The organism is Blautia sp. DFI.3.45 (assembly GCF_020593505.1).
GTDB classification, from domain to species: domain Bacteria; phylum Bacillota; class Clostridia; order Lachnospirales; family Lachnospiraceae; genus Blautia_A; species Blautia_A wexlerae.
On the sequence record NZ_JAJDMI010000048.1, the window covers coordinates 1 to 14,216 of the forward strand.

Here is a 14,216-nt window from a genome sequence, read left to right on the forward strand (position 1 = left end):
GGATTTCGGAACTGTTCTTCTGATCTGTGATTGTCGGCTCTGTTCAAGCGACTTGATTACTTTAACATATTTGTTTTAAGTTGTCAAGCACTTTTTTTAATTTCTTTTTTCTTTCAGAAATCACTTTAAATTGTCTCTTTCTAAGAAACAATTATTTCCGACAGCTCAACTAATATAACACTGAAAGTTCACCCTGTCAACAGTTAATTTCATAATTTGACAAACTTTTTTATTTCCACCTTAGAGTGTGTTTCAAACACACTCCAGGATCCACCCAGTCCACATCAGACATTCATCCCATCTGACACCTGGATTCCATCCCTCAGCCGCCCAGTCACAGCCAATTGCCAGCAAAGCCCAATAATTCCTATCGAGCGACATTTGCAGGATCTTTAGAAAATCTAAGCCCCGCAAGATCGGTAAATGCTTTTAGCTGATCTTGCGGGGCTTAGCTCTTCTTCCCCTCTATCTCATGAAATTATATATCTTTTTAACATAATGTCTAATCGGATATGAGTTATATCCATACACCCCCGTCATCCAGCCAGCCCAGTCAGCTTCCGGATCATAATATCTATTATCAATCCTTACCCAACAATGCCCCGTAAATCCATCCGGCGCATGATCTCTGGTTCCCGGTGTTCTGCCATCAATTAATTCTATCTTTTTATATCCCAGTTCTTTTGCAAATGCTGCCAATGTGCTGGCAAATCCATAGCAATTTCCAACTTTGGTATTAAGCATCGACAAAGCTGTCTTTCTGCACCATCCTGCTTTTTTTAAATCAGGATCTGATCCACCATACTGAAAACCGGCGTCATCTACAATGTATTCCCAACAGACATGTAATTTCTGATTTTTACTCATTTCAGAAGTTGTAAGTCTGGAAACCAAATTCATTACCCGCATCTTCAACAATGCATTTGTATCCTTTCGCGCTTTTCCACTTGATGTAAAATATAACTGTCCATCTTCCCGTGTACGATTCTGATAACATCTTCCTTTAGAATCCGCATAATATAAATCATTATGATAAATAAAATATCCTGTTTTCGGTTGACCATTATCTGAAGCGATACAATACTTTTTATTCAGAACAGTCCGCATCTTTCCCTTCTGATTTTCCAAAAGATGTCCATTCTCATCAAAAACATATGCTTTATTTCCAATCTTACTGCCACCTATACATGCATATCCATCTTCACCAAAATAATATTTATATCCCTCATATCGTTTCCATTTATTTCTTACCATTTTCCCTTTATAGTAATAAAATATTTTATTTCCTTCCACATGCAATTCTCGCACTGGCGTTTCCACTGGTGTTATTTGAGGAATCTCTGATATGACTGGTATTGCTGTATCTCCCTCAGCGCCATGTACAGGAATTGTTAATACACTGACAACCATCGCTATACCTAATAATATTTTTATCTTCTTCATGTTTTTTCACGACCTCATATCACTTTGTCAATTATATACCATATTATTACTATTCACTTCATTTTCCATGACATAATATTTCTGATCTCTCAACTGAAAAGCAGACAACCGGATTATAATTCCAGTTGTCTGCTTTGTATAAATCAACCTTTCAGTCTGCACACCATATCCCACAGTGCTTTTGCAGAGTTAAAATTCTCCGGGATAATATCTGCCGGAGTGATAGTAATGTCATAAGTATCCTGCAGTTCACTTACAATAGACAGGATTGCAAAGGAATCAAGAATTCCATCGTCAATCAAAGTATCACAGTTTTCAAAATCTGCATCCGGCTGGATCTCTTCCAGTAATTCAATTAATTCTTCCATTTTTTCATATCTCCTTATTTTTTGTTTTTTCAGCAATTCCATTATTTTTCGGTATTGCCATGGTCTTTTATTTCTCTGAATTTAAAAGATCTGTATGTACACCATCCCGCACCATGCGCAGTCCCTCTCCCTCTGTCCAGAAATAGATTCTCGGAAGAGGACGGCTTAGGAATAAATAGATTCCTTCTGTAACGGAATAAGCACCTACCCGTTCAAATACCAGTATATCATGAAGCTGCGGTTTGTGAAGTGGAAATCGCTTTACGACCACATCGCTGACCGTGCAGAGTGCACCGCAAAGATTCCAGGATTCTTCTTCTCCCCCTGTCTTCTCATTTCCTTCTGTATCAAACTGTGTACAGTACGGCTGTTTCATTGCCATCGCCTGTCCATAATAATTCAGATGATTGATACCACCGTCCATGATCACATACGGCTGTTCTTTATTCACCTTCATATCCACGATTGATGTCACATAATATCCACAGGCTGCTGCCAGAAATCTTCCCATCTCAAGAACAACCTTACCCTTGAAATTAAGACTTTCCAGAAGTGCTCTGAACTCACTCAGAATATTCTCCACGTCCTCGCTCTTATCCTTCTTAAAATATGGGACAAAAAATCCCGGACCATACTCAAGCACCTGTGCTTCAAATCCACTCTCAGATTTCAGCTCCCCGATAAATTCATCCAGATGCTCCAGCTCTGTTTTCATCTGACTGAGATCTTTCTTCTGAGTTCCGGAATAGAACTGAAGTCCATCTATCTCAACCCCCGGATAATCTGTTCTGTCAGAAATGATTTTCCTGATATCTGCTTCATCTACGCCAAACTGATTTCCGCTTGTCACGCGGATCAGCACCGTAATCTTCATGCCAAGTCTCACTGCAGTATCATTCAGAATCTGTAAATGCTGCAAAGACTCTACAGTATATACGCCCTTTCCGCCATATGTAGAAAGTACATATTCCATATCTTCAGGGTTCTTATACACACCCGAAAGAACAATTCTCTCCATCGGCACACCAACACGTTCACAAATTCGAAATTCACCCGGTGAGCACACTTCAAATGTCGGAACTACATCCATCATGGGTCCTGTAAGAAAAGGGTTTGCTTTCATAGCATAACATAACTGTGCGCTCTCTCCAAGACAGCTCTGCACTTTTTTTACAAATTCCTTCATCTTATCCAGGTCAAAAACATAAGCTGGAGTTGGAGTATGTTCTTTCTCGATCAGTTCTTTTATAAATCCATAGGAACTCATTTCTTTTCCTCCTGATACATAGCTGTAAGAGCTTTTCTGTCAATCTTTCCATTCTTTGTAAGAGGCATGCTCTCCACCTGGCGGAATACATTCGGAACCATAAAAGCAGGTACATACTGCCCCAACGCTTTTGCCAGCGGTCTTCTCTCGATATCTCCTTCATAAAAAGCTACGATCTTGCTCTTAACTGTATCAAAAATACAGCAGCTTCTCACAATCTCCGGAACCTTATCCATAGCAGCCTCGATTTCTCCAAGCTCAATACGATGTCCCATATGCTTAATCTGGAAATCCTTACGTGTTGCAAAGCACAACTCACCACGTTCATTATAATAAGCAAGATCACCGGTTCTGTACATTGGCTCCAGATATCTGTCATTCAGTGGATTCTGAACAAAGGCCTTCGCAGTCTGTTCTCTGTTTTTGTAATATCCCAGTGCAAGTGCACTTCCTGTTACGCAGAGTTCACCATTTTTATTTTTCTCTGTGATCAGCTTGTCTTCTTCATCCAGAAGGAATACTTTTTCATTTGGAAATGCCTTGCCCATAGGAAGTACATCTCCAGGCTGGAACTCCCTGTCTACAATATAATACGTACAATTACATGTGATCTCAGTTGGTCCATAAATATTTACATACATAACATCCGGCAGATATTTTCTCCAGATATTCAGATGTTTCACAGGCATAGCCTCTCCTGAGAAAAGAATCTTCTTAATCTTATCCGGAACTTTATATTCAAATCCGTTCAAAGTTGAGATAATACACAGCGCAGATACCGCCCACACCAGCGTGGTCACTTCCCTCTCGATCAGATAGTCAATCAACTTCATCGGGAAAGAGAATAGCTGCTTCGGAATAATCTGGACAGTTGCTCCTGTCTTCAGTCCGGAATAAATATCTTTAACAGATACATCAAAATCCCAGGGTGCCTGATTTCCCATCACATCTTTATCTGTAATATCAAAAAGCTCTGTAAAACAATCAATAAAATCAAGCACTGAACGATGACCTACCACAACTCCCTTGGGAACTCCTGTTGACCCGGAAGTAAAAATTCCATACAGCGGATCCACATCCAATGCCTGTTCTCTGATCTCATTCAGCACAGCTTCATTCTCCTGCTCAGCTGCAAGATCCGGAGCCATCAGAACCTTTCCTTTGAACTCCAGCTTCTCCAAATCCTTCAGATATTTCTCAGATGTAACGATCACATCACTGTCCAGAATTCCAAGGATCTGCTGAAGTCTGCTCGCCGGCTGTTTTGTATCCATCAGTACATAAAAGCATCCTGCATAAACAGCGCCCATGAAAACCCCGATGGTTTCTACGCTCTTCTCCATAAATACAGGCACCGGATTTCTCGATGTGAAATGTTTCGCAAGTGCAGTTCCTGTTCTGCGTGCAGTCTGCTCCAGTTCTTTAAATGTGCAGGATGTATGTTCATCTGCAAAAGCTGTCTTATCCGGATATTTCCGTGCGGATTCTTCAAGATATTCCAGAATACTTGTCTTCATATGTAATTCCTCCCCTCTGTACTTCACAAGGTTTTTATATTGATTTATTACTGTCTTTTTGCAGCCTTGAAATTACTTCCTCTGTCCGGCACTCTCCAACACCTGTGCCAGCACTTCAGAATATTCTTTTGCGGCATCTCCATTCATATGTCCGTCATAATCTGTATATGCTTTCAGGTCATGTGTAAATGCCTTAAAATACTGTGTATTAAAATTAAGATACTCTACACTCTGCTCTTCAAAGAACTGCCCGAAATATTTCCATGCTGCATTATAACTGTCACTGTAATCCTTCAGAGTATTTATTGGAATTGGCGTAGTTACTGCAACAAACTCTATATCATTTTCCTTGCAGAATGTGATCAGCTTCTTCAGATATTCCATGTTCTCTTCGTTTACCTTACCCTCTTCATAGAGCTTAGGTTCTGATTTCTTAAGCTTTGTCACATCCACCGGATATCTCTCAATAAATCCACTTTCATGATATTCCTGAGAATCACTCTTCAGATGAGATACGTCATAATCACCCGTTACTTTCTGAGTAAATGTATCTTTGACTTTCGGCAATTCATAGCTGAGAGAATATTCATACCATGGGAAAAGCACAGTACGGAAATTACATTTCGCAATAGAATTCCAGAAATATTCTACCTTTGCTTTTGAAAATGGAAACTCATGATAAAAAAGCAGGTAGTTATTTCCTTCTTCCTTTTCAGATACAAAATATCCCGGGTCAACCTCATAGATAATTCTCTTCGGATTCTGTTTCTCTTTGATCAGTTTAGTCAGATAATACGCATCGATTCCATACTCGCCGCCAACGCAAAGATTATGTCCACTGCGTCCGGTAACTTCCTGCATCACCTCCGGATCAATATCCATCTTTCCATGGGAAGTTCCCACGATAATGTCATCAAACTGCTGTGTCACAACTGCATGCACATCATTTCTCATAAATGTACATGGATAAAGTGCCAGGTCAAGTGCTGCCAAAAGAGCCACACACACGACCAATACCAGGAACGTTTTTAAAACTTTCTTAAAATTGTGCATAAATAAATCCTCTCGCTACTGCTGTTGATCCAAAGAATCCGATGGATGCCAGCAGACAAAAATAAATTGCTACAGTAATTGGCAGACTCAGTCCTGCAAGTGATTCTCTTATCTTCATGCCACGTTCCTGAAGGACACTTACAATAAACAGAATGATGCAGCCTGCTGCCAGGATTGCCAGCGCATAAGGGGTAAAAGCAGTTCCTTCTTTACCGGCCGGGATCAGCAGTAACTGTGACGGTGCAAACTTTGTGACAGAAAGCTTCATCATATGAAAAGCCTGTCCTACTGTGTCCGCTCTGTCAAAAAACCAGCTGATATTTACAAGGATAAAAGTACGGATGATCATAAATACATGATACCAGTTCTCTTTTCCAGTGATGTTGAATTTCTTTTTCCAGTTTCTGTAATGCTCTGCCATAAGTCCGCTGAAAGCAATAATAATACCATTGTACATACCGTATACAATGTACTTCCAGGCAGCACCATGCCATACACCAACAACGAAGAATACGATCAGATTCGCCAGACAGATTGGTAATGTACGTCCGGTCTTTTTGCCAAATACCTTCTTGCCCCATTTGCCAAATTTTCCCATCCACTTGGATAATGTCACAGGATAGAACACATAATCCTTCATCCAGGTACCAAGAGTAATGTGCCAGCGGTGCCAGAAATCTGTAATGGAAATGGAGAAGAACGGACGCTTGAAGTTCTCATCCAGCTCAATTCCAAACATAGACGCAATACCAATTACCACATCCATACCACCGGAAAAATCTGCATATAGCTGAACTGTGTAAAATAATACACCAAAGATTGCCAGTCCGCTGTACTGATCCGGATTGTCGAAAATCGCATCTACAAACACTGCTGCCCAGTCCGCCAGGATCATCTTCTTAAAAAATCCCCAGAGAATGCGCTCAAAGCCTCTGGTAATATTCTTACCTTCGAATTTATGAGGTTCATAAAGCTGATGTGCCAAACGACTGTATCTTCCGATTGGTCCCTGCAGAATCTGTGGAAAGAAAGAAACAAACAATGCATATTTTACAGGATTCCTCTCCGCATCACATCTCTTCCAGTACACATCCAGAAGATATCCGGAAGATTGGAAAGTGTAAAACGATATTCCCAATGGAAGCAGGATTCCCATTCCTCTTAAATTCATATGAAACAAAGCATTAAGGTTCTCAATCATAAAATTTGTATACTTTATCACTCCAAGCATACCAAAATTCAATATTAATCCAAGCACCAGAAAATTTCTTGCACTTTTGTGACTTCCACCTGCCTCTGCCTTTTCAACTGCAAGTGCAATCCCCCAGGTAACCAATGTGGAAAACAGGATAAAGCCCACGTAACGGACGCCACCTGCCAGATAATATATATAGCTGAAACATAACAAAACCAGCCACTGAAATTTGTGCGGCACAATATAATAAACAAGCACACTCACCGCCACAAACAGTAAAAACAAGTTTGAAACTAATGACATGATCTTTCTCCCTAAATATGTACAATTCTTCAGTTGTACTTATAATAAGGGCACTGCACTATGTTATTCCCTCAGATAATGCAGTGCCCTGTTTTATTATACTTTTTAATGCATTTTCCTTTTACAACTGCTGAATCTGATTAATTTAATAACCCATCATCCAGACATCCGTCTCCACCGTCATCAGAACCACCATCATCAGAACCATCATAATCACCGGAATCATCATTACCATAATCATAATCATTACTGTAATCATAGTCATTGCTGTAATCATAATCATTGCTGTAATCATAGTCACTACTGTTATCATAACTCTGAGTTGTTTCAGAAGCTGCCTGTGTAGCTGCCTCAGTTGGCTTCGGAGCTAATGCTTTCTCTGTTTCCAGAGTATTATATTCTTTCTTCTGGCTGATACTGTCAAATACCAGATATGCTACTTCACCTTCCAGATGAAGTTCTGCTCCCTCTGTATCGCCAAATGGGAAAGTGTGGATCTCAGCAGTTGTTCCATCCTCGAAAGTTAACTGAATATTATATTTCGGGATTTCCTTCTCAGCATCATCCTTATCTTCGCCTTCTGCTTTTTCATCTGTTTTGGCATCTTCTGTTTTTGTTTCTTCAGTATCTGTGGTCTCTTTTGTATCATTTGAAGAATCCTTGTTTTCCTCATCTGCTTTATCTTTAGCACTCGGATCAAACCAGAGAACTCTTTCCTCATCTGCTTCGAACTTATCTTCTTCTTTCAGGAAATTATCCGGATATTCTTCGTCTTTTTCATTCTTAACAGTAACACCTGTGATAACTTTACCTGTAAGATTTTTCAATTTTACAGAAAAAACACCCTCTGTGTCCTCTTCCGGTTTCTCACCAATTGTCCTTAAATCTTCTTTCTCTTCATCAGCTTTATCTGCATCTTCTGCTACATCTTTATCTTCAGATTCTGTGGCATCCTTATCCGCATCTTCTGAAGTTTCTGTTTTTGCTGTAGTATCTGCTGCCATCGCTGCCTGACTGAATACAAGACTGCTTCCAAGTGCTGCCATCATAAATGCTGTTACAACTTTTTTCTTCATTGTCTTTAAATCCTTTCTGTTCATTCTTTATAGTTCTTTTTTTGCCTTACTGTTAAACAGATAAAATCATTCACTTCGTTACTTGCTCGTAACCAAAGTCAAAAACATTTCAATGCTTAGTTAACTCTCTTATAATTTACATATTTCAGAGTACGTTTCGCACCATATGTAAGTTTATAACCATTCAGTTTGTATTCCTTCTGGAAATTCGGATCATACACATAAGTTTTCTTTTTACCCTTCACCTTCTGATCGATTTCAACCCACGCATGTGCTCCCCTCTTACCACCGGATTTCTGGAAATATCCTTTTACATAATGAGCATCATATCCTGCGACTTTAGCCATCCAGTAGAAAGTAGCTGCCATTACATAACAATCGCCACTGCCTGTTTTAAATCCATATAAACCATATTCTGTAGGTGTTTTTTTAGAAACCTTTACATTGCCTGCATACTGCAGAGAAACAGACCAGTTGAATGCCTTCTTCAGATTTCCTTTACACTTCTGAAGTCGGACTGCAGCCATAGTTTCTACTGCTGACAGCTTTGTTGCCTGTCCATTCTTTTTAATCTTATAATAAGTCTTTGCATTAACCTTATAATACGGTTTATTAGTCACAAGTTTTCCGGTTTTATCAAAACAATACGTATATTTACCGATCTTCTCTACCTTGTTTGTAATTTTCTCACCATTTACATAATAATATTTAACTCCATCAACAGTTTCCCATCCTTCCTTCTTCTCCGGAAGTGGTGTCGGAGTTACATCTGGTGTCTCAACTGTACTATCAGTTGTTCCATCCACATAATCAATGATCGTTGACTGTTCTGCCATAGCCGGCATGGCAGGTGTAAATGCCATTACTGAGCTAAGTAATAATGCTGTGATTTTTTTCCTGTTCATAACTCTGTTCCTTTCTTTTTTGTTAACTTACTATCTGCAAATTGCTTCAGCTGCTTTATAATTTTTCACAGCCGAAGCAACCGATTAACCTGGATAATTATCGTCTTACCGTGATACTCGCAACAACTTCTGCGCTGCTTCCTTTTCCTGTAGGACGCACAACATTTAACTGTACATAATCGTATGTGTAGGTGACATCCTTGCCGTTTCCATCAAGCATACAGGTATTGCCTTTACTTATTGTACACTTTTTATATTTTCCCAGAACCTTCTTAATATTTGACGCATTGTTCTGTTTTGCCAGAGTAGATGTTGCCGCATATTTTCTGTATAAAGACGTCTTCTTTTTATCTACAGCTCCTGTTTTTGGATTAAAGTAATACAGCTTCGGAATCTCATACATGCTGACACTTCCTACACGTATTCCCTTTACTGTGTGACCACTTACATCAAACCCATAGTACTTACCATTAATCTTCTTCATCAGAATACCATACTTACCAACCATATCCTGATCAGCCTGATAAGCAGCTCCGTTTTTTCCGAAATAATAACGGAAACCCTTTGCTGTTACTCCCCACTGCTGAGTGACTTTCTGGTTATTCTCATCATATCCATATCTCTTTCCTGTCTTTTTGTCCAGTTTTACCTTAACCGTCTGCGACTCTGCTGCCTGTACTGTCACTGTTTCTGCTACAACAGCCAACGGTGTCAGCATAAGAAGCATACAAAGTACAACTGCAAGGAATCTCTTTGTTTTCTTCATTCTCCATACTCCTTTTCTTAAAATTTAATTTTATGTTCTATTGTATATGCAGGACGTGTAGCTGCGCCAAACAACGTTCCGTACATATTATCATAATAGAGCCCGTTAATCATAACAAAGCTGTGTCCATCCGGAATTGTAATAACATAGGGTTCATATCCCAGTTCCTTCGCGATTGCAGCCACACTGCTGGCAATTCCATAACAGTTTCCTGTAAGACCGTTCTGGAACATCTGAAGGGAATATTTATAAACCCAATCTTTTGTCTTAAACTCCTGAGGTGTAGGATCCATGTATCCTACAAAGTTTGTATAGGCCATAATATAATAAAAGCAGGAACGGAATTTTTCATAATTACTTGCATTGGCATTACTGTGACGTGCAATAAAGTTCCTTGCCGCAAGCTTGCATCTCGCCTGTGTCAGATTTGAAGCATATCCGTTCTTATTAAATCTTATTCCACCTATAGTTTCATTTGTTGCACATTTACCGTTCTTATGCACATAGTACATTCTACCATTAAACTCATTCCATCCTGTAACAGGTCTTCCCTTGGCATCAACAAAATACTTTACACCATTAACCTTTACAATTGATTTCTTACCCGGAATTATCCTCTGTGCATTCTTATTAAACAGATAAAAAACTCCTTTAATCTTGTAATGTCCATCATGAGCTGCAACTCCATTGGATTTAAACCAGTAGTATTTACCATTGATCTTTTTCCATTTATTTCTAACTGGTTTATTATTTACGTAATAGCGATATACTTTCCCTTCCTTCAACAGTCCATTTTTAGGCACTGGTGTTGGTTTCGGTGTTGATGTCGGTAATGGCAGTTCCGGTGTTACCTCCGGTGAAGGTGTTATTGTAACTGTCGGCTCACTTCCACCCTCCTGTGACAGGTCAGCCGCATAAGCACTTCCTGCTCCAAATGTAAGTGCTGCCGTCAGCATCATCGCTGTGAGTGTAACCTTCAGTGCTGTAAATCTTTTCCTCTTCATTGTTTATTCCTCCTTAGAAATTTTGTTCGAAGTTTCCTCCCTTCCTTTTAAAATATACTCTTCAGAATACATTTGAATTTTATATTACAATTATAGTATATTGAAGAGTTCATTTCAATTAATACGACGACTTTTATACAAAAACTTCCATTTTTTTATAATCAACCTTTCACAAGATTCCACCACTTTTTTCTCTGTCTTTGTACAATTCTTCCATTGGCGCTAACTCCCTTTCAAGATATATCATAGTCCTGTGTGGGATCTTTACCTGTCCGTATGTGCAGCTACTTTCCATAACGGAATCATTGATCTTCACCAGATTCTTATGATCAAAGAAATTAATAATAATCTGCCAATGACACATTGATACTAATTTACCGATAACTTACTAAAAAGAAGAGGTTTCGTTACCCCAAAGTTTAACGAAACCTCTTCTTTATATTGTCAAACATATATTCTCAATCACCGTATCCATCCTGTCACAGTAACAGTCGCAGACTTCTTTCATTTTGGAAATATTCTTCCTGTTTTCTTCATCATAGACACCAACAACCACAAATCCTGCTTTTTTTGCAGTTTCCGCTGCGTGAAGCGCATCCTCAAATACAAGTGTCTCATTCGGTTCTGCCTGCATAGATTCTGCTGCCTTCAGGTAGATCAACGGTTCATCTTTTCCTGCACCTGTTTCTGTACAGGTGTAAATCTGCTCAAAATAATCCAGAATCCCGTTTCTCGCAAGTGCTGCTTCTGTCAGTTCCCGGTTTCCAGATGTTGCAACTGTCATCTGTATATTTCTCTCTTTAAACCATTCCAGAGTTTTCTTCACTCCTGGTTTCAACGGTGCTTCAAACCGGTAAAAATCACTTACAATTTTCAGAACCTCTTCTATAATCTGTGAAATGGACTTATCCAACTGATATTTTTCTTTCATCCAGGCGGCTCCCTGCTCCAGACTCATGGTGTGCAGAGCAGCCCGGAGATTTTTCTCCGCTGTGATATTCTGACTCGCAAGATAACGTTCTCCAATATCCTCCCACACAGACATAGAATCCAGCAGCGTTCCATCTACATCAAAAATCGCTGCCTTCATCAGTCTTCCATCATATGAATCGCATCTACTGTATTATTGTACTGCTCTTCCACTTTTGCCAGAAGTTCTTCACAGCCTTCAGTATCTCTTCCTCTGAGCTTCTCTGTAATATCAAAGCTTGCCTTATACAGATTATCAAATCCAAGGTTCTGGCATACACCTTTTAAGGTATGAGCTGCACGAAAAGCTTCTTCCCCATTTTTTTGTGCCAGATTATCCTTCAGACTCCGGAAACTTCCATCATCCAGAAATTTCTTTGCAAATTTCTTAATAAGAACCTCACTTCTCAGTCTTCCAAGTACACCTTCATAATCTGCACCCATCTGTTCATAACATTCTTTTACTGTCATATTTTTCTCCTCTTTATCCCCATCTGCACTGTTAAACCTGCGTTTTCGCAATGATATTATTATATCACGCCATATAGCTGTTCTCAAGTGCTCTTTCACAAAAGCACCTTAGAATCTTTGTTACTGTTCACATACCACTATAATATAATCAACCCGCCGCAGTGTGATTCTTGCCCGGAGGGCTTTATTATGCTATAAGAATATTATGGAATGGTTTCCCATAGCATAATAAAGCACTTTCACATGTAATTCTCTCACATATGAAAGTGCTGATATCAGGCAGATGAAATCATCCGCATCACTACACACTATCACAGATTTTATATCCGGATATCATATAATTTTATTTTCTGCCGGTATTATCTGAAAAATCCCTGATTCTCAAAGTACTGGATAAATGGATTCTCACTTTCCTCTGTATCATCGGAGTCCATACTATCCTCACTGTCTGTATCTTCGTCTACATCTTCATCAGCATCTTTTGAGGATTTCTTAGAATCCTTTTTAGATTTCTTACTGTCTTTATCGTTATCATCACTGTCATCAGCATCTGTATTCTCATCCAAAGTTACTTTAACAGTCTCTTCTTTATAACTTGTTCCATGAGGAACCTGCACAGTCAGTTCTACCTCTTCATCTGGTTCATAATAGGAAAGATATTCGATCAGCTGATCACTACTTGAAACAGTTTTTCCATTAAATTCAGTAATAACGCTGTTTGCTTTCAGACCTGCTTTATCAGCAGCTCCACCTTCTGTTACTTTTTTTACAAAAACTCCTGCCGGAATGCCATACATCTGAACTGCCTCAGAACTTACAGAAGAACCTTTGATTCCAAGTACACCATGTTCAGAATCATCCAGTTTATCTCTTGATGTCTCATTCATCAGATTCTGAAGAATGTCAGTCACGTCTGAGATTGCAATTGCATAACCCATACCTTCTACTTCAGTAGAAGCAAGTTTTGCAGAGTTGATACCAACAACCTCGCCTTCCATATTCAGAAGAGCACCGCCACTGTTACCAGGGTTGATAGCCGCATCTGTCTGGATCAGGTTTACACCGTCACTGCTGTCATCACTTCCATCTGTTACTGTGTTATTGTCAGAATCCATTCTGCGGTTCTTGGCACTTACAATACCGGTTGTAACAGACTGTCCATATCCAAGAGCATTACCGATTGCAACTACCTGCTCGCCCACCTTCAGATCATCAGAACTGCCAATATTCGCAATTGAAACGGCGTCCATTGTATCATCTTCAACATCATCCAGAGATACAGATACAACTGCAAGATCTCTCTCTTCATCAAATCCCTTTACGGATGCCTCCACTGCATTTCCATCTGTAAATGCAACTGACAATGTATCCGCACCTTCTACTACATGATAATTTGTAGCAATCAGAAGTTCATCATCATTCTTACCAACAATAATACCGGAACCACTGCCCTCTACTTCCTGTTCCTGCTGCTGTGGCGCATATCCATACATTCCATACATTCCGAAGTAATTCTGTACCTCCTGAACTGACTTGGTTGTAATAGATACAATAGATGGAAGTGCTTCTGATACGATTTCAGACACATCAAGGCTTCCTTTTGCTGTGCTGCCTGTATCTTTGCCGGTATCTGATTTGGAATCACTGGCATCTGCATCCTTCTTCTCGGATTTTGCATATGTCAGGGTTGTCTCGTCCTTATTTGAAGCAGCTTCTACCGTTGTGGCTCCGCTCCATCCTGCAAGTTTATTTACTCCCTCAAAGCTTCCTGCTGCCAGTCCTCCTGCAAGTACTGCACATAAGCTGAATGTAAGACCTTTCTTTGCAATCTTTCTGATTTTATCATTTCTGTTATCTTTGTTCATCATAATAAAGTCCC

The 14,216-nt window shown here is 39.5% G+C and carries 13 protein-coding genes; all 13 read right to left on the reverse strand.

Annotated features, from left to right (window positions below):
- Window positions 1-465: 465 nt before the first annotated feature.
- Window positions 466-1,443 (reverse strand): transglutaminase domain-containing protein, encoded by a 978-nt coding sequence (locus LJE09_RS13950; protein ID WP_118614855.1) that lies wholly within the window; start codon window positions 1,441-1,443, stop codon window positions 466-468.
- 143 nt (window positions 1,444-1,586) lie between these two features.
- Window positions 1,587-1,811, reverse strand: coding sequence for an acyl carrier protein (locus LJE09_RS13955; RefSeq protein ID WP_008708237.1), 225 nt, complete (start codon window positions 1,809-1,811; stop codon window positions 1,587-1,589).
- A 67-nt stretch (window positions 1,812-1,878) separates the two neighbouring features.
- Window positions 1,879-3,078 (reverse strand): diaminopimelate decarboxylase family protein, encoded by a 1,200-nt coding sequence (locus tag LJE09_RS13960; protein WP_118614857.1) that lies wholly within the window; start codon window positions 3,076-3,078, stop codon window positions 1,879-1,881.
- On the reverse strand, window positions 3,075-4,595 hold the full coding sequence (locus tag LJE09_RS13965; protein WP_227311466.1) for an amino acid adenylation domain-containing protein: 1,521 nt from the start codon (window positions 4,593-4,595) through the stop codon (window positions 3,075-3,077). Before LJE09_RS13965 ends, LJE09_RS13960 begins: the two co-directional genes overlap by 4 nt.
- A gap of 72 nt (window positions 4,596-4,667) precedes the next feature.
- Complete coding sequence (locus LJE09_RS13970) at window positions 4,668-5,648, reverse strand: hypothetical protein (protein ID WP_227311467.1); 981 nt, start codon at window positions 5,646-5,648, stop codon at window positions 4,668-4,670.
- Window positions 5,635-7,146: an MBOAT family O-acyltransferase gene (locus LJE09_RS13975; protein ID WP_227311468.1), complete on the reverse strand. Its 1,512-nt coding sequence runs from the start codon at window positions 7,144-7,146 to the stop codon at window positions 5,635-5,637. Before LJE09_RS13975 ends, LJE09_RS13970 begins: the two co-directional genes overlap by 14 nt.
- A gap of 140 nt (window positions 7,147-7,286) precedes the next feature.
- Window positions 7,287-8,222 carry a hypothetical protein gene (locus LJE09_RS13980; RefSeq protein WP_227311469.1) on the reverse strand — a complete coding sequence of 312 codons (936 nt, stop codon included), beginning with the start codon at window positions 8,220-8,222 and terminating at the stop codon, window positions 7,287-7,289.
- A 116-nt stretch (window positions 8,223-8,338) separates the two neighbouring features.
- Window positions 8,339-9,127 carry a transglutaminase domain-containing protein gene (locus LJE09_RS13985; protein WP_227311470.1) on the reverse strand — a complete coding sequence of 263 codons (789 nt, stop codon included), beginning with the start codon at window positions 9,125-9,127 and terminating at the stop codon, window positions 8,339-8,341.
- Window positions 9,128-9,224: 97 nt separating this feature from the next.
- Window positions 9,225-9,893 (reverse strand): hypothetical protein, encoded by a 669-nt coding sequence (locus LJE09_RS13990; RefSeq protein ID WP_227311471.1) that lies wholly within the window; start codon window positions 9,891-9,893, stop codon window positions 9,225-9,227.
- 17 nt (window positions 9,894-9,910) lie between these two features.
- Window positions 9,911-10,897, reverse strand: a complete 987-nt coding sequence (locus LJE09_RS13995; RefSeq protein WP_020993153.1) for a hypothetical protein — start codon at window positions 10,895-10,897, stop codon at window positions 9,911-9,913.
- A gap of 436 nt (window positions 10,898-11,333) precedes the next feature.
- Window positions 11,334-11,987, reverse strand: a complete 654-nt coding sequence (locus LJE09_RS14005; RefSeq protein WP_227311472.1) for an HAD family hydrolase — start codon at window positions 11,985-11,987, stop codon at window positions 11,334-11,336.
- The gene (locus LJE09_RS14010; protein ID WP_008708253.1) at window positions 11,987-12,337 is read right to left on the reverse strand and encodes an Hpt domain-containing protein; all 351 of its coding nucleotides are present in this window, start codon (window positions 12,335-12,337) and stop codon (window positions 11,987-11,989) included. The genes LJE09_RS14005 and LJE09_RS14010 overlap by 1 nt, the downstream gene beginning before the upstream one ends.
- A gap of 359 nt (window positions 12,338-12,696) precedes the next feature.
- The gene (locus LJE09_RS14015; protein ID WP_227311473.1) at window positions 12,697-14,205 is read right to left on the reverse strand and encodes a S1C family serine protease; all 1,509 of its coding nucleotides are present in this window, start codon (window positions 14,203-14,205) and stop codon (window positions 12,697-12,699) included.
- Between the last annotated feature and the right edge of the window lie 11 nt (window positions 14,206-14,216).